The sequence below is a fragment of the Thiomonas arsenitoxydans genome, from assembly GCF_000253115.1.
GTDB lineage: Bacteria > Pseudomonadota > Gammaproteobacteria > Burkholderiales > Burkholderiaceae_C > Thiomonas > Thiomonas arsenitoxydans.
Genome location: NC_014145.1, coordinates 2,260,678 through 2,277,443, shown reverse-complemented (window position 1 = coordinate 2,277,443; position 16,766 = coordinate 2,260,678). Strand labels below are relative to the sequence as shown.

General features: G+C 62.5%; 11 protein-coding genes and 2 tRNA genes. 7 read left to right on the top strand and 6 right to left on the bottom strand.

Features of this window, described 5'->3' with window-relative positions; all coding sequences use genetic code 11:
* From THI_RS10635 to THI_RS10625, 3 genes are all read right to left on the bottom strand, one after another.
* Complete coding sequence (locus tag THI_RS10635; RefSeq protein ID WP_013106256.1) at nucleotides 1-1,200, bottom strand: tyrosine-type recombinase/integrase; 1,200 nt, start codon at nucleotides 1,198-1,200, stop codon at nucleotides 1-3.
* A gap of 175 nt (nucleotides 1,201-1,375) precedes the next feature.
* Nucleotides 1,376-1,462 (bottom strand) — tRNA-Leu (locus tag THI_RS10630).
* An 84-nt stretch (nucleotides 1,463-1,546) separates the two neighbouring features.
* Nucleotides 1,547-1,631 (bottom strand) — tRNA-Leu (locus THI_RS10625).
* 175 nt (nucleotides 1,632-1,806) lie between these two features.
* On the opposite strand from THI_RS10625, the gene rnr reads away from it, so the two are divergent.
* A complete protein-coding gene (rnr, locus tag THI_RS10620; protein WP_013106255.1) occupies nucleotides 1,807-4,134 on the top strand; it encodes a ribonuclease R in 2,328 nt (775 codons plus the stop codon).
* A 44-nt stretch (nucleotides 4,135-4,178) separates the two neighbouring features.
* Here the strand turns inward: rnr and THI_RS10615 are convergent, their stop codons facing one another.
* The 3 genes from THI_RS10615 to ompA form a co-directional block, all read right to left on the bottom strand.
* On the bottom strand, nucleotides 4,179-5,051 hold the full coding sequence (locus tag THI_RS10615; RefSeq protein WP_013106254.1) for a cytochrome c oxidase assembly protein: 873 nt from the start codon (nucleotides 5,049-5,051) through the stop codon (nucleotides 4,179-4,181).
* Nucleotides 5,052-5,187: 136 nt separating this feature from the next.
* Nucleotides 5,188-6,546: an omega-aminotransferase AptA gene (locus tag THI_RS10610; RefSeq protein ID WP_013106253.1), complete on the bottom strand. Its 1,359-nt coding sequence runs from the start codon at nucleotides 6,544-6,546 to the stop codon at nucleotides 5,188-5,190.
* Between the two features lie 174 nt (nucleotides 6,547-6,720).
* Nucleotides 6,721-7,413 (bottom strand): outer membrane protein OmpA, encoded by a 693-nt coding sequence (gene ompA / locus THI_RS10605; protein WP_013106252.1) that lies wholly within the window; start codon nucleotides 7,411-7,413, stop codon nucleotides 6,721-6,723.
* Nucleotides 7,414-7,853: 440 nt separating this feature from the next.
* On the opposite strand from ompA, the gene gyrA reads away from it, so the two are divergent.
* From gyrA to THI_RS10575, 6 genes are read left to right on the top strand one after another with little or no spacing between them, the layout of a single operon-like run.
* Complete coding sequence (gene gyrA, locus THI_RS10600; RefSeq protein WP_013106251.1) at nucleotides 7,854-10,460, top strand: DNA gyrase subunit A; 2,607 nt, start codon at nucleotides 7,854-7,856, stop codon at nucleotides 10,458-10,460.
* Between the two features lie 6 nt (nucleotides 10,461-10,466).
* Nucleotides 10,467-11,570: a 3-phosphoserine/phosphohydroxythreonine transaminase gene (gene serC / locus THI_RS10595; protein ID WP_013106250.1), complete on the top strand. Its 1,104-nt coding sequence runs from the start codon at nucleotides 10,467-10,469 to the stop codon at nucleotides 11,568-11,570.
* Between the two features lie 6 nt (nucleotides 11,571-11,576).
* Nucleotides 11,577-12,674, top strand: a complete 1,098-nt coding sequence (gene pheA, locus THI_RS10590) for a prephenate dehydratase (protein WP_013106249.1) — start codon at nucleotides 11,577-11,579, stop codon at nucleotides 12,672-12,674.
* 30 nt (nucleotides 12,675-12,704) lie between these two features.
* A complete protein-coding gene (gene hisC / locus THI_RS10585) occupies nucleotides 12,705-13,835 on the top strand; it encodes a histidinol-phosphate transaminase (protein WP_013106248.1) in 1,131 nt (376 codons plus the stop codon).
* 4 nt (nucleotides 13,836-13,839) lie between these two features.
* Nucleotides 13,840-14,754 (top strand): prephenate dehydrogenase, encoded by a 915-nt coding sequence (locus THI_RS10580; RefSeq protein WP_013123467.1) that lies wholly within the window; start codon nucleotides 13,840-13,842, stop codon nucleotides 14,752-14,754.
* Nucleotides 14,741-16,720 (top strand): bifunctional 3-phosphoshikimate 1-carboxyvinyltransferase/cytidylate kinase, encoded by a 1,980-nt coding sequence (locus tag THI_RS10575; RefSeq protein WP_013106246.1) that lies wholly within the window; start codon nucleotides 14,741-14,743, stop codon nucleotides 16,718-16,720. The genes THI_RS10580 and THI_RS10575 overlap by 14 nt, the downstream gene beginning before the upstream one ends.
* Nucleotides 16,721-16,766 lie beyond the last annotated feature (46 nt).

Sequence of the window (16,766 nt, the reverse complement as noted above, 5' to 3'; positions counted from 1 at the left end):
TCAGCCGGCCTTGAGCTTGTCCAGGTAGCCCGCCCAGGCCTGCATCATGTCCTTGCGCTCCTCCAGGTACTTGGTGCGGTTGTAGGCCCTACCCAGCGGGTCGCGCACCGCGTGTGCAAGCTGCATTTCGATGACCTCGACCCGGTAGCGCAGATGCTCATCGAGGATGGTGCGGGCAGTGGCGCGGAAGCCGTGGCCTGTCACGGTGTCTCTGTCGAAACCCAAAGCCCGTAGGGCGACGTTCACCGCGTTCTCACTCATGGGGCGATCCTTACTGCGCGGCGAGGGGAATACATACCGGCTGCGGCTGGAGAACGGCTGCAAGTCCTTGAGTAGAGCAACGGCCTGCTGGGGTAGCGGCACGATATGCGGTTCGCGCATCTTCATCCTCTCGCCGGGGATGCGCCACTGCGCGCCGTCCAGATCGAGTTCTGCCCATTCCATGTGACGCAGCTCGCCGGGGCGGACGAACAGCATGACCTGCAACTGCAAAGCAGTTCGTACCACCACGCCGCCCGAGTAGCCCTCGAAGGCGCGCAGCATCGCCCCGAGCTCAACCGGCTCGATGACCGCAGCATGGTGCCGAACCATGACGGGCTTGAGCGCCCCGCGCAGGGCGGGAGTAGGGTCAGCGTCCGTGCGCCCCGTGGCGACGGCATAGCGCATCACCTGGGCAATAAGTTGATGCACCCGCCTGGCCGTTTCACCCAGCCCGCGCGCTTCGATGCGGCGCAGGACGTCCAGCACGTCCGGCGCGCGCAGTTCACGCACGGACTTCTGGCCGATGTAGGGGAATGCGTTGTTTTGCAGCCGCAGCAGGATATTTTTTGAGGTGTTGCCGGACAACGTAGGCGCCCGTCCAGCATGCCACTCTCGGGCGATGATCTCGAAGGAATCGGAGACTTCGCCAGTAACCACGCCAGTAACTTTTGACTTGCGTGCGGCGCTGGGATCGATGCCGTCCAGTAACTGCTGGCGTATTTCATCCGCGCGCTGACGAGCCCGCGCCAGCGTCACATCAGGATAGACCCCCACGCTGAGCGTCTTGTCCTTGCCACCATGGCGGTAGTCAAAGCGCCACCAGCGCTTGCCATCTGGTCTTAGCAGGAGATACAGCCCGTCACCATCGCGCAGGCGCTGAAGCCTGTCTGTGGGCTTTGCACGGCGCAGGGCCGCGTCTGACAGTAAGTTGGAAGCCATTTCCAGTAACCGGTAACGCGCATGCTGCGCTTACTGGCAAGGTTACTGGAAGACCACTTGAGAATGCAAGGAATGACCTGCAACATCAGGCAACGTGTTTGCGTTGCAAGTTGATGATTTTATAGGCTGTTTTTACTTTCGCTGAGACGTTGCGGAAACGCCTGAAACGTGCTTCTGGTGCCGGGAGCGGGACTCGAACCCGCACGCTTTTAAGGGCGCTGGATTTTGAATCCAGTGCGTCTACCGATTCCGCCATCCCGGCTGGGAGATCAGGCATTCGTGCATTTGTGCCTGACGGAAAGCAAAACGGGGAATCGAAATCCCCCGTCAGTACTTTCTGCAATTTTGGTGCCCAGAAGAGGACTCGAACCTCCACGCCTCGCAGCGCTAGTACCTGAAACTAGTGCGTCTACCAATTCCGCCATCTGGGCAACGAAGCAGGGCATCTTAGCATAAAGTTCGTGCTTGTAAAGACTGGGCCGCGCTTTTGAGGCTGATCGGGGTCCGCGGTGATAATGCAGTAGTCAGAACAATGTTTGGCATCATCTCCATGCGGCACCAAGGCCGCGACTCTGCAGTGGTCTGCAGTCAAGAAAAGGATCTTCCGTGATTGTTGAAGGTATCGTGCGCGGTCATCGCGATGGTCATGGCTTTGTCACGCCCGATGATGGCGGCCCCGATGTTTATCTTCCGCCGCAGCAGATGCGCACTGTGCTGCATCTGGACAGGGTGCGAGTACGTGTGGGCAAGCCCGATCGGCGCGGGCGGACGGAAGGGCAGATCATCGCCATTCTGGAGCGGAGCACGCGACCCATCATCGGGCGTTTGTTGCAAGAGGGCGGAACGTGGTTGCTGGCGCCCGAGGACAAGCGCTATGTGCAGGACATTCTGATATCGCCCGATGCCATTGGCAAGGCGCGTGCTGGTCAGGTGGTGAGCGCTGAAATCACACAGCCGCCGCTGCCCAACGTGCAGCCGGTCGGGCGGGTGCTGGAGGTGTTGGGGGAACTCGATGACCCCGGCATGGAGATTGAAATTGCGGTGCGCAAATACGGCGTACCGCATTTATTTTCGAGCGGCGCGTCGCGCGAAAGTGCGGCTTTGCCTGACGCGGTTCGCGATGCCGACTCGGCTGGGCGCATCGATTTGCGCGATGTGGCGCTGGTGACCATCGACGGCGAGGACGCGCGGGATTTCGACGATGCGGTGTATTGCGAGCCCGCGAAGATCGGTCGCGCCAAGGGCTGGCGTTTGCTGGTGGCGATTGCCGATGTCTCGCATTACGTGCGCGAAGGGACTGAGCTCGACGCGGATGCGCTGGAGCGTGCGACCTCGGTGTATTTTCCGCGGCGCGTGATTCCCATGCTGCCGGAAAAGCTGAGCAATGGCCTGTGCTCACTGAACCCTCAGGTGGATCGTCTGTGCATGGTGTGCGACGTGCTGATCACCGCGCAGGGTGAGCTCAAGGCCTATCAGTTTTATCCGGCGGTGATGCGTTCGCAGGCGCGACTGACCTATACGGAGGTTGCGGACATCCTTTCGAACACGGCAGGAAAGCTAGCGCGCGAGCGTGCGCCGCTGGTGCCGCACCTGCTCAATCTGCATGCCGTGTTTCACGCCTTGCTCAAGTCGCGGCAGGTTCGGGGGGCGCTCGATCTCGATATTCCCGAAACGCAGATTGTGGTGAATGCCGCGGGCAAGATCGAGGCCATCGTGCCGCGACATCGCAACGACGCGCACCGGCTGATCGAGGAATGCATGCTGGCAGCCAATGTGTGTGCCGCCGATTTTCTGGAACGCAACAAACAGCTTGCGCTCTATCGCGTTCACGAAGGCCCCACGCCCGAAAAGCTCGAAACACTGCGCACCCTGCTGCGCAATCTCGGGCTCACGCTGGGCAGCAAAGGTGCGCCCGAACCCGCCGACTATCAGGCGCTGGCGCAGTCCATCGAGGAGCGGCCGGACGCCCTACAGATTCAGACGCTTCTGCTGCGTTCCATGCAGCAGGCCATTTATACGCCGCACAACAGCGGGCATTTCGGCCTGGCCTATCCCGCCTACACCCATTTCACCAGCCCGATCCGTCGCTATCCCGATCTGCTCACGCATCGCGGCATCAAGGCCATCCTGCACGGTACGCATTACACCCCGAAGTTCAGCGAACGCATCGAACTCAATCGTGGCGAGCAGAACGCGCGCCGCGCGCCGCAGCGTCAGCTTGCAAGCGTGGCTCCGGCTGCTCCGGTATCCAAGGAGCAGGCTAAGGACATGCCGATCTGGGAGGCGGCCGGGGTGCATTGCTCGTCCAATGAGCGTCGTGCCGACGAGGCCAGCCGCGATGTCGAGAGCTGGTTGAAGTGCTGGTATATGCGCGACAAGCTCGGCGAGGAGTACGCGGGCACGATCACCGCAGTGACCGGCTTTGGCCTTTTTGTGCAACTCGATGCCCTGTTTGTCGAAGGCCTAGTGCATGTCTCGGAAATTGGCGCGGATTACTTTCGCTACGACGAAGCGCGTGGCGAGTTGCGCGGTGAACGCACCGGTATTCGTTACGCCTTGGGCGGGCGTCTGCTCGTGCAGGTCAGCCGGGTCGATCTGGATGGCCGCAAAATTGACTTCCGTCTGGTGCGCGAAGGCGGCAAGTCCAGCCCGTCTAACAAGCCTTTACCGACTTCCGGAGAGATCAAGGGCGTCGACGAAGATGTGTTTGCGCTGAATCCGCAAATGTCGGCTGGTGTGCGCAAATCCCGGACGTCGTCAAACGGAGTGGGCAAAGGAGTGGCCAAATCGGGCGGCAAGAGCCAGCGGGGCCCCGTGGAGGCCGCGATTAAAACCGCGGCCGCGCCAAGTGCCAACGGCAAGGCAGCGAAGGGAAAATCGTCCGCAGATCGCAAGACTGGCAAGTCGACCAGCCCGCGCAAACGGGCCCGCTGAGCCGCTTGCAACCTGCGCCGTTCGAACTCGACAGGTGCAAAGTCTCAAACGACGGGTGGTACGGCGGGCGCAGCCGAAGCAACGGCGCGCTTATTGGGCCGCGTTTTGAGTCGGCCTTGGTCTGAAAGCCGCATCCAACTGCGCAACGCGATCATGCTGGCCAGGATCATGGGGAAAGAGCCCGGAATCCACAGGATCAGGCCGCCAAGGTGTTGGTCAGTCAATGGGTCTAGGCTCAGCGCGCGTCCGCAAATTTCATAAATCGGGTAGTAGTCGGTCATGCTCAGAGCGAGGATCGCGCCCCATACCATGGTCGGCAGCATGCTCAGCAGAGGTAGAAAAACCCGCTTTCCCGGCGAGAGATGGGCAGGCGGATTGGGACGGGTATCGAGAACCAGCCACCAGAACAAAAGACCATCAAGCGCCATACTCCAGTTCATCAACCGGTAGGTCGGCGCATTGAGCATGACAAAGGGGTGAAAAGACGGAATCAGCCAGAGCAATGCCATGCCGCCAAACAATAACGCGGCAAAGTAAGGGTTGAACAGCACGAGCTTGGTCGCCCGTACAACTGCGTTGCGCTGAAAAGGCTTCAGCCAGCGCACCCTGATGCTCACGGGAATGCCGGCTCGCAGCACAGCGAGCGGATAGCTCCACATCATGAGCAGCGGCGCGAAATCATGCAGCGAAATTTGCTGCGAGATATGCACGAAGAACTGATGTTCGGCGTAGTAGTCCCAGCGGGTTTGGAAGGCCTGCCACATCAGCACCCATCCCAGCCAGAACCGAACCTGGCGCGAGACTGAAATCTTCCGTCTGCGGCAGCCGCGCACATAGAGAACAGCCGCAGTCGCCAACAGGACGAGGGCCGTTGGAGACAGTTCCCAGGGTATGAACCAACGCAGCAGGGAGTCCATGTGTGGAAGGGAAAAAAGAAAGTGCAATTCGCGATAAGACACGCACTTTAACGCGCGGCGACAGTCTCGAGGTCGAGAGGCCGACAAGACATGAAAAACCCGGCGCGAGGCCGGGTTGACAAAGTGGGCGAACCGTTCAGTCGATGGTGCGCAGAACGTCCCGAAGGGTCGACATGATCTGATCGATCTGGCCGCGCTCGATGATGAGCGGCGGCGACAGCGCAAGGGTGTCGCCCGTGTACCGCACCAGCAGGCCGCGTGCGTAGCAGCCGACAAACGCTTCAAAGGCCCGTTTGCCCACGCCGGCAGGCCGCGACTCCAGCTCGATGGCGCCGATCAGCCCGATATTGCGAAGGTCTTTGACGTGCCGCACGTCTCGCAGGGCGTGCAGCGCTTCCTGCCAGTAGTGTGCAATGCCGTCGTCCTGCACGCGGGTGAGCAGCTGGTCGCGCTTGTAAATCTTTTGCGCCGCGACGGCAGCGGCCATGGCCAGAGGATGGCCCGAATAGGTGTAACCGTGGAAAAATTCGACGGTGCCGTCCGGAGATCCGTTCACGACCGTGTCGTAAATGCCATTACGCACGAACACTGCGCCCAGCGGCACCGCCGCATTGTTCACCGCCTTGGCGGTGGTGATGATGTCGGGCGTGACCTTGAAATACTGTGCGGCAAACGGCGTGCCCAGCCGACCATAGCCGGTGATGACCTCATCGAAAATCAACAGAATGCCGTATTTGTCGCATATCGCGCGCAGCCGTTCCAAATACCCCTTGGGCGGCACAAGCACACCGGTTGACCCAGCGACGGGCTCGACGATCACGGCGGCGATATTGCTCGCATCATGCAGCGCCACAATGCGTTCGAGCTCATCGGCAAGGTGTCCGCCCCATTCCGGTACGCCCCGCGAAAACGCCTGATGGTTAGGCGCGTAAGTGTGGGGCAGATGATCCACATTGGGCAGCAGCGAACCGCGGAAGGTCTTGCGATTCGCCACCATACCGCCCACGGAGATGCCCCCGAATCCCACGCCGTGATAGCCGCGCTCACGCCCGATGAACAGGGTGCGCGTTCCGTCACCGCGCGCCCGGTGATAGGCCAGGGCGATCTTCAGGGCCGAGTCCACAGACTCGGAGCCGGAGTTGGTGAAAAACACCTTTTTCAGATCAGCGGGGGCGATTTCGGCCAGCAGATTTGCCGCCTCGAACTGCACAGGGTGGCCCATCTGGAATGGGGGGGCATAGTCCATCTCCTGCGCCTGATGGGCAATGGCCGCGCTGATCTCCGGTCGGCCGTGGCCCGCGTTGACGCACCACAGGCCCGATGTGCCGTCCAGAATTTGACGTCCGTCGTGAGAGCGGTAATACATGCCTTGCGCACTGACGAGCAATCGGGGGGCGGCCTTGAACTGCCGGTTGGCGGTGAACGGCATCCAGAGCTGGTCCATCGACGGTAGCTCGGTCATTGCGCCAGAACGCTGAAGTTCGGCTTGATCCATGAAACTCTCCTGTGAACGGGAATATGTTTGGCTCCGATGTTTCGGTCTGTGCCCCCTTAAATATAGCGAAGGCGTTGTCAAGCAGCGACACCGCGCCAAAAAGAAAAAGCCCCGCAGGGCGGGGCTTTTTCGGTGAAGCAGTCAGCTCTAAGTCGGCAGCTTTCTTGAAACAGCTTACTTGGTGACCATGTGGGTACCGACAACCTCGACCACCGTGCGGCGGTTGGGGGCTTGGCATTCCACTTGGCTCTTGAAGGAACCCTTGCAGCTCTTGGGATCGACGCGGAAGTCGGTCTTGCCCTTGCCTTCGACGTAGATCTTGTCAGCCGGGACACCCTGGCTCACCAGATAAGCCTTCACGGCTTCAGCACGGCGAACGGAGAGCTTCTGGTTGTAAGCCACGCTGCCGAAGCTGTCGGTGTAGCCGGTAGCGATCACGACTTCCAGATTGATGGCCTTGATCTTGCCAGCCAGATCATCGAGCTTTTCCTTGCCAGCGGGCAGCAGAACAGCCTTGTTGAACTGGAAGAAGGCGTCGGCGTTGTAGGTGACCTTTTCGCTCACAGGCACAGGGGCCGGAGCGGGGGCGGGGGCGGGCGCAGGCGCGGCAGCAGGTGCGGGGGCAGGTGCCGGAGCAGGTTCAGCCTTGGCCACGACAGGCAGGCCACAAGCTTCGCTGGAGGCGGTTGCCGGCGTCCAGAAGTTGTCTTGCCAGCACAGCTTGTTGTCGCCGTTCATCCAGGTCAGACCGTACGGGTCTTGCCAGTTGTTGATGCTGCGAGCCTCACCGGCATGGGCAGCCGCCAGCGAAGATGTTGCGAGAACCGCAGCTGCGAACAATTTTGCGATTTTTTTGGGGTGGATCATGTTATTTCCTCTCGGTCGTTGATCGTTCATCGCAGCCAGAACTGCGTGTTGCCATAATAAGCGCCAGGATGCTTTGGGGTGTGAGCAATTGCCGCTTGAACTCGTTCACTGCCCGAGAACCCGACACCTGACGCATTCACTACTAGTAAACCCGAAGACATTGTGCCACAGCGTCTGTGACGTTCAATTGCTGAAACGATTCGTTTACGTTCTGCCCCGAGGTGCGCATACCGGCGTTGCTGTTTCGCAACATTGGCCTGATTTTTCTGCTCCACATTCCGTCATCCATTTCGCTGCTGCGCTGAAACCGAGCGAGGAAATACGGGCTGCTAACATCGTTCGCTTGACTGGGGGCGCGTCTGCTAGACGGGCGACGCCCGGTTTGTCGGGCCCGGTCTGGTCGCTCCGACGTCTGATCTATTGCTGCGAAGCACTCACTCATGTCCGTTTTTGCCAAAGAAACCCTGCCGATCAGCCTAGAGACGGAAATGCGCCGCTCCTACCTAGATTACGCGATGAGCGTGATCGTGGGTCGTGCACTTCCCGATGTGCGAGATGGCCTCAAGCCGGTGCATCGGCGCGTGCTGTATGCGATGCACGAATTGAGCAATGCCTGGAATCGGCCTTACAAAAAGTCGGCGCGCATCGTGGGTGACGTGATCGGTAAATACCACCCGCACGGTGACCAGTCGGTGTACGACACCATCGTGCGCATGGCGCAGGATTTTTCCTTGCGCTACATGCTGGTGGACGGACAGGGCAACTTCGGCTCGGTGGACGGCGACAACGCCGCGGCCATGCGCTACACCGAAATCCGGCTGTCGAAGATCGCGCACGAAATGCTGGCCGATATCGACAAGGAAACCGTCGATTTCGGCCCCAACTATGACGGCTCCGAGCAGGAGCCGCTGCTGTTGCCTGCGCGTCTGCCCAATCTGCTGATCAATGGCTCGTCGGGCATTGCGGTGGGCATGGCCACCAATATTCCGCCGCACAACCTGGGCGAGGTGCTCGACGCCTGTTTGCATTTGCTGCGCAACCCTGGGGCGACGATCGAGGAGTTGATGGAGCGCGTGCCTGCGCCCGACTTCCCGACAGCGGGCATCATCTATGGCACTTCGGGAGTGCGAGACGCCTATCGCACCGGACGCGGACGGGTGGTGATGCGGGCGCGTTGCCACTTTGAAGATCTTGAAAAGGGTCAGCGTCAGGCCATCATCGTCGACGAGTTGCCGTACCAGGTCAACAAACGCACCTTGCTTGAGCGCATCGCCGAGTTGGTGCAAGAGAAAAAGATCGAAGGCATCAGCCACATCCAGGACGAGTCTGACAAGTCGGGCATGCGCGTGGTCATCGAACTCAAGCGCGGCGAAGTGCCTGAAGTGGTGCTCAATAATCTGTACAAGCAGACCCAGTTGCAAGACACCTTTGGCGTCAACATGGTGGCGCTGGTGGATGGTCAGCCGCGTTTGCTCAACCTTCAGCAGATGATCGCGGCCTTTTTGTCGCACCGCCGCGAGATCATCACCCGCCGCACGGTGTTCGACCTGCGCAAAGCGCGTGAACGTGGGCATGTGCTCGAAGGTCTGGCTGTGGCGCTGGCCAATGTCGATCGCATGATCGAACTCATCAAGGCCGCGCCCACGCCGCCGGTGGCGAAAGAGCGTCTGCTGGCGCAGGCCTGGGAGCCGGGCGAGGCGCGCGCCATGCTGTCGCGCGTGGAGGGTGACATCACCCAGTTCCAACCCGACGATCTCGACGCGCGTTACGGCCTCAAACCCGACGGTTATTACCTCAGCGAGACGCAGGCGCAGGAAATCCTGCAGATGCGGCTGCAGCGCCTGACCGGCCTGGAGCAGGACAAGATCGTCGGCGAATACAAGGACGTCATGGAACAGATCGCCGATCTGCTCGACATCCTTGCCAAGCCTGAGCGCATGACCGAAATCATCACCACCGAAATGAGCGCCCTGCGTGCCGAGTTCGGCGATGCGCGTCGCTCGCACATCGAGGTCAATGCTTACGACATCGATGTCGAAGACCTCATCACCCCGCAAGACCTGGTGGTCACCATCTCGCACTCGGGCTACGTCAAGAGCCAGCCTCTGGCGGAATACCGTGCGCAGCGCCGCGGCGGCCGGGGCAAGCTGGCCACGGGCACCAAGGAAGACGACTGGGTCGAGCAACTGTTCGTGGCCAACACCCACGACATGCTGCTGTGCTTCTCCAACCGGGGCCGGGTGTACTGGATGAAGGTATACGAGTCGCCGATGGGCGGACGCGGCTCGCGCGGCAAACCTCTGGTCAATCTGTTTCCGTTGCAGGCGGGTGAGAAGATCACCACCGTACTGCCGGTCAAGGCCTTCGACGAGCAGCACTATGTGTTCATGGCGACCGCGCGCGGCACGGTGAAAAAGACGCCGCTGACGGCGTTCGTCAACCGGCGCACTGCGGGCATCATCGCGGTGGCGCTGGACGAGGACGACTACCTCATCGGTGCGGCCATTACGGATGGTCAGCACGACGTCATGCTGTTTTCCGACGCAGGCAAGGCGGTGCGTTTCGACGAGGCCGATGTGCGCCCGATGGGCCGCGAGGCGCGCGGAGTGCGCGGCATGCAGCTTGAAGCCGATCAGTCCGTCATTGCCTTGCTGGTGGCCGAAGACGAAACCCAGAGCGTGCTCACCGCCACGGAAAACGGCTACGGCAAGCGCACGTCCATCACCGAATACACCCGTCATGGGCGCGGTACCAAGGGCATGATTGCCATCCAGACTTCGGAGCGCAACGGCAAGGTGGTGGCGGCCTGCCTGGTGCGCACCAGCGATGAAATCATGCTGATCACCGATACCGGTGTACTGGTGCGCACGCGGGTGGAAGAGATTCGTGAAATGGGCCGGGCGACGCAGGGCGTCACCCTGATCGCGCTCGACGCCAAGGCGCATCTCATCCAGGTGCAGCCGGTGGTGGAGGCGGACGACGACGAGCTGCCCCCGACTGAGTTGCCCCCGGCGGAAGACGGCGGCGCCGACACGGCCGCGGAGTGAGCCGAGATGGTCAAGCAACGCCCCTACAACTTCTCCGCCGGGCCGGCCGCCATTCCTGAAGAGGTGTTGGAACAGGCCGCGGCCGAGATGCTCGACTGGCACGGCTGCGGCATGAGCGTGATGGAAATGAGCCACCGCGGGCCGCAGTTCGAGTCCATCATCGCGCAGGCCGAGGCCGATCTGCGCGAGTTGCTGCAGATCCCTGAGGACTACGCCGTGCTGTTCATGCAAGGCGGGGCGATTGCGGAGAACGCCATTGTTCCGCTGAATCTATCGCGCGGGGCCAAGGCCGACTATGTGGTGACCGGAAGCTGGTCGCAAAAAAGCCAGCAGGAAGCGCGCAAATACTGCGATGTGCACTTGAGCGCGAGCGCCCACGACGATCAAGGCTACGGCAGCATTCCCGACAACGCCGCCTGGAGCATCCGCCCCGACGCGCAATATCTGCACGTCTGCACCAACGAAACCATCGACGGGGTGGAGTTTCACTTCGTGCCCGACAGCCGCGGCGTGCCGCTGGTGGCCGATATGTCCTCGCACCTGTTGTCTCGTGCGGTGGAGGTGTCGCGCTACGCCTGCATCTATGGCGGCGCGCAGAAGAACATCGGCCCCGCCGGGCTGACATTGGTCATCGTTCGCCGCGATCTGCTGGGCCATGCCCTGCCGCATTGCCCCAGCGCCTTCGACTATGCCGTGGTGGCGGCCAACCATTCCATGTTCAACACGCCGCCCACTTACGCGATCTATATCGCCGGACTGGTGTTGCAGTGGATCAAGCGCCAGCGTTTCGATGGACTTGAAGGGTTGGCCGCGGTGGAAGCGCGCAATATCGCCAAGGCGCATCTGCTGTACGACGCGCTCGATGCCTCGCAGCTTTACGAAACCCGCCTGGCCCGCGATTGCCGCTCGCGCATGAATGTGCCATTTCATCTGCGTGATACCGCTTTGAACACCGCTTTCCTGCAAGGCGCCGAGGCGGCGGGGCTGCTGCAACTCAAGGGGCACAAGTCGGTGGGCGGCATGCGGGCCTCGATCTACAACGCCATGCCGCTTGAAGGCGTGCAGGCGCTGGTGAACTACTTGCAAGACTTTGAAAAACGCCACGGCTGAAATCCGATGAGCCAAGATTCCCAAGATGACCTGAGCCCCTGGCGTGACCAGATCGACGCCCTCGACAAACAGATTCTGGCGCTGCTTAACCAGCGGGCCGAAGCCGCGCAGCAGATCGGCCATATCAAGCAGCGCTTGAACATGCCCGTGTTCCGCCCCGAGCGTGAACGTCAGGTGATCGAAAAGCTGCATGAGCACAATGCTGGGCCGCTGCGCAATGCCGGCGTGAGCGCCATCTGGCGCGAAGTCATGTCGGCCTGCCGCGCGCTGGAGGCGCCGCAGCGCGTGGCGTATCTGGGCCCTGCGGGCACGTTCAGCGAGCAGGCGGCGCGGCGGTTCTTCGGTGCCAGTGCGCAAGGCTTTCCCTGCGCGACCATCGACGATGTGTTCCGCAGCTATTTGAGTGGTGAGAGCGAGTTCGCCATCGTGCCGGTGGAAAACAGTACCGAAGGTGCGGTGGCGCGCAGCATGGATCTGCTGCTGGCGCATCCGGTGCATCTGTGCGGCGAGGTCAGTTTGCCGGTGCGGCATTTCCTGATGCGGCAGATGCCCGATCTACAGGGCATCCAGACGGTCGCTGCGCATCCTCAAGCTTTGGCCCAGTGCGCAGGCTGGCTGCGTGCGCATCTGCCCAATGCCGAAATTCGTCCCGTATCGAGCAATGCCGAGGGCGCCCGGCTGGCTGCGGAAGACGCCAGCATCGCCGGGATCGCCGCCGAGGCGACCGCGGTGCTTTACGGCCTGCACATCGCCGCGCGCGCCATTCAGGATGAGGCGCAGAACACCACGCGCTTTGTCGTGCTCGGCGCGGCGCAGCCCGAGCCTACCGGGTCCGACCGCACCAGCCTCATCCTCTCCGTGCCCAACCGCGCCGGTGCGGTGTACGACCTGCTCAAACCGCTGGCCGCGCATGGGGTGAGCATGACCCGGTTCGAGTCGCGCCCGGCGCGCTCGGGCGAATGGGAATACGCTTTTTATATCGACGTCGAAGGGCACCAAGACGAACCCCGGGTGGCAACCGCGTTGCGCGAGCTGCAAGGAGTGTGCGCGATGTACAAGTGCCTGGGCTCCTACCCCATCGATAAAAAACCACGCGACAACTGAGCACGGCTCGCATCTCCCGAGAGATTGAACATGTCAGAACAACACGCCACCCAAGCCCGCTGGGGCGCCGATTACGTCCAGGCCATTTCACCTTACGTCGGGGGCAAGCCCATCGCTGAAGTCGCGCGGCAGTTTGGTTTGCAGCCTGAGCGCATCGTCAAACTGGCCTCGAATGAAAACCCGTTGGGCATGTCGCCCAAGGCGCGTGAGGCCATCCTGGCCGCGATGGCCGATAGCACCCGCTACCCCGACAACGACGGCTACGCGCTGAAACAGGCGCTGGCAAGCAAGCTGAGTGTGCCGGCCGAGTGGATCACCCTCGGCCATGGTTCGAGCGACCTGCTGGAAATGGCCGCGCGCGCCTTGCTGACCGACGCCGATGCCGGCATGTATTCGCGCTACAGCTTCATCGTTTACACGCAAGCGGTGCAGGGCGTGGGGGCAACGCATCAGATCGTGCCCGACCGCGATTTTGGTCACGACCTGCCCGCCATGCTGGCCGCCATCACCCCGCAGACCAAGCTGATCTTCGTGGCGAACCCCAACAATCCAACCGGCACGTTTTTGCCGGCTGACGAGTTGCTCGACTTTCTGCGCAAGGTGCCGCCGCACATCGCCGTGGTGCTCGACGAAGCCTATGTGGAATACATCGAACCCGCGCTGCGTTACGACAGCATGGCTTGGGTGCGCGAATTTCCCAATCTGATTGTTTCGCGCACCTTTTCCAAGGCTTACGGCCTGGCGGGCCTGCGCATGGGCTACGGCGTGTCGCAGCCGGCGCTGACCGATGTGCTCAACCGGGTGCGCTCGGCCTTCAACACCAGCACGCTAGGACAGGCCGCGGCGCTTGCCGCGCTGGACGATCTGGCCTTCATCGATCAGGCCTATGCGGTCAACCGGGCCGGTCAGGCGCAGCTGGCTGCGGCGTTCGAGGCGCTGGGCCTGCGCTACATCCCCTCGCAAGGCAACTTCATTCTGGTGAAGGTGGGCGATGACGCAAAGGCTGGCGCGCGATTGAATCTGGCGCTGTTGCAGCGCGGCGTGATCGCCCGTCCGGTGGACAACTACGGACTGCCCCAATGGCTGCGCATCTCGGTGGGTACCGAGGCGGAAAACGCTACCTGCATCGCCGCACTGCGCGACCACTATGCCGCAAGCTGAGGCCATGGACACTGTGATCGGCGACGAAGCCTCTGTGCAATTCGAGCGTCTGGCCATTCTCGGGGTCGGTCTGCTCGGCGGCTCGTTCGCCCTGGCTGCGCGTCGTGCCAAGCTGGCGCGGCGCGTCGTGGGCTACAGCAAGTCGCCCACGACCACCCGCACCGCGCTGGAACGCGGCATCATCGACGAGGAGGCTGATTCGGCGCTGCGTGCGGTGCATGGCGCCGATCTCGTGCTGCTGGCCGTGCCGGTAGTGTCAACCGGCGATCTGCTCAAGCAGTTGCGGCACGGGCTGGAGCCCCACGCCCTGGTGATGGACGTCGGCAGCACCAAGGGCAATGTGGTGGCGGCGGCGCAGTCGCAACTCGGCGCGCGGCAAAGCCAGTTCGTGCCCTGCCATCCAATAGCGGGTAAGGAAAAGAGCGGGGTGCTGCATGCCGAAGCCGGTTTGTTCGACGGCAAGCGCGTGGTCATCACGCCGCTTGCAGCCAACAGCGACAGCTTTGTGGACATCGCCACCCAGGCGTGGGAGTCGATCGGCGGCGTGGTTTCGGTGATGTCGCCCGAAGAGCACGATGCGGCCTTTGCCGCCGTCAGCCACCTGCCGCATCTGCTGGCGTTCAGCTATGTGTATGCGCTCTCCAGCCAGCCGCAGGGCAGCGCCTTTTTGCAACTGGCCGGACCGGGGTTTCGCGACTTCAGCCGCATCGCCGGGGGCGATCCGCACATGTGGCGCGATGTGCTGCAGGCCAATCGCGACGAAGTGCTGCGGCAACTGCAACTCTACAAACAGGCGCTGGCGGGTTTTGAAGCGCAGATTCAGCAGGGCAACTGGAGCGCGGTCGAGGCGCTGATTCGCCGCGCCAGCCAGGTGCGGCAGGGCTGGGACGCTCCGGCGTCGTCCGATGATGAAGTCTGAGGCGCGCGATCTGCCGCCGCTCATCGGCGCGGGCGGACGGGTGAAGCTGCCCGGTTCCAAGAGCATTTCCAATCGCGTCCTGCTGCTCGCCGCGCTGGCCGAGGGGCAGGCCGAGATCACTGGCCTGCTCGATTCCGACGACACCCGCGTGATGCTCGCTGCGCTGCAAGCGCTGGGCATTGCCGTGCGGCGCGAGGGCGAGACGGCTCATGTGCAGGGCGGGGCAGGGCGCTTTCCGGCAGCGCAGGCCGATCTGTTCATGGGCAACGCGGGCACCGCGATCCGCCCGCTTACCGCCGCGCTGGCGCTGCTGGGGGGTGACTATGCGCTGCACGGCGTGCCCCGCATGCATGAGCGCCCGATCGGCGATCTGGTCGATGCGCTGCGGCAGTTCGGTTGCGAAATCCGCTACACCGGGCAGGAAGGCTATCCGCCGCTGCACATCGGGGCCAGCCATTTCCGCCTGAATGGCGACGTGGCCGTGCGCGGCGATGTCTCCAGCCAGTTTCTCACCGCCCTGTTGCTGGCGCTGCCGCTCAAGGCGAGCGATCACGACATCGCCATTGCGGTGCAGGGCGAGCTGATTTCCAAACCCTATATCGAGATCACCCTCAACCTGCTGCGGCGCTTTGGCGTGCAGGTGCGGCGCACCGGGTGGGAGCGGTTTGTCATTCCCGCGGGCAGCGGTTTGCGCAGCCCTGGCCGCATCGCCGTGGAGGGCGATGCTTCGTCGGCCTCTTATTTTCTGGCGGCGGGTGTGCTGGGTCAATGGCACGGCAAGGGCGCGCCGGTGCGGGTGGAGGGCGTGGGGCGCGACAGCATTCAGGGCGACGTGGCGTTTGCACGCGTGCTCGAAGACCTCGGCGCCCAGGTGCGGTGGGGCGACGACTTTATCGAAACCGACGGCCTGCAAGCCGGATTGACCGCGCTGCGCGGCGGCGACATCGACTGTCTGGCCATTCCCGACGCGGCCATGACCCTGGCGATGACCGCGCTGTTCGCCGACGCGCCCACCACGCTGACCGCCATCGGCAGTTGGCGCGTGAAAGAAACCGACCGCATCCACGCCATGGCCACCGAATTGACCAAGCTCGGGGCGAAGGTCGAATCCGGCCCCGACTGGCTGCGTGTGCATCCCTTGCCCGCAGTGCAGTGGCGCAGTGCGGCCATCGCCACTTACGACGATCACCGCATGGCCATGTGTTTTTCGCTGGCCAGCTTCGGCCATGCCGACATCCGCATTCTCGATCCGGGCTGTGTGGCCAAGACCTACCCCGGCTATTTCGACGACTTTGCCCGCATCGCCCGGCCCGTGCCGGTCATCGCCATCGACGGCCCCACCGCCTCCGGCAAAGGCAGTATCGCCACCGCCGTGGCCGAGGCGCTGGGCTTCGTTTGCCTCGACTCGGGCGTGCTCTACCGCCTCACCGCCTGGGAGGCATTGCAGCAGGGCGTGCCGCTGGACGACAGCGACGCGCTGACCCGGCTCGCGGCCGATCTGCCCGTGACCTTTGCCGCGGGCGGCATCGTTCTGAACGGACACGTTTTCGACGCGGCACAACTTCGCACCGAAGCCGTCGGGCAAGCCGCTTCGACCATCGCCGCCATTCCCTCCGTGCGCGAAGCCTTGTTTGCCTTGCAGCGCAGCTTTCGCCGCGCGCCGGGGCTCGTGGCCGATGGTCGAGACATGGGCACTGTCGTCTTTCCAGACGCGCCCCTCAAGGTCTTCCTCACCGCCAGTGCCCACAGTCGCGCCGAGCGCCGGTATAAGCAATTGATTTCACAAGGGATTCCCGCTATACTTGCCGACGTTTTTGCGGAGCTTGAGCTGCGCGACGCACGCGATACCCAGCGTGACGTGGCTGCGCTGAAGCCCGCGCCAGACGCCCAACTGCTGGACAGCACCGACCTGAGCCTTGAGCAAACGGTTGAAGCTGTGTTGGCTTTGTGGCGTCAATCCGTCTGAACGCGCGCCCTGCGCGTCTCAGTTTTTTCTCTCTCCAACCCCACGG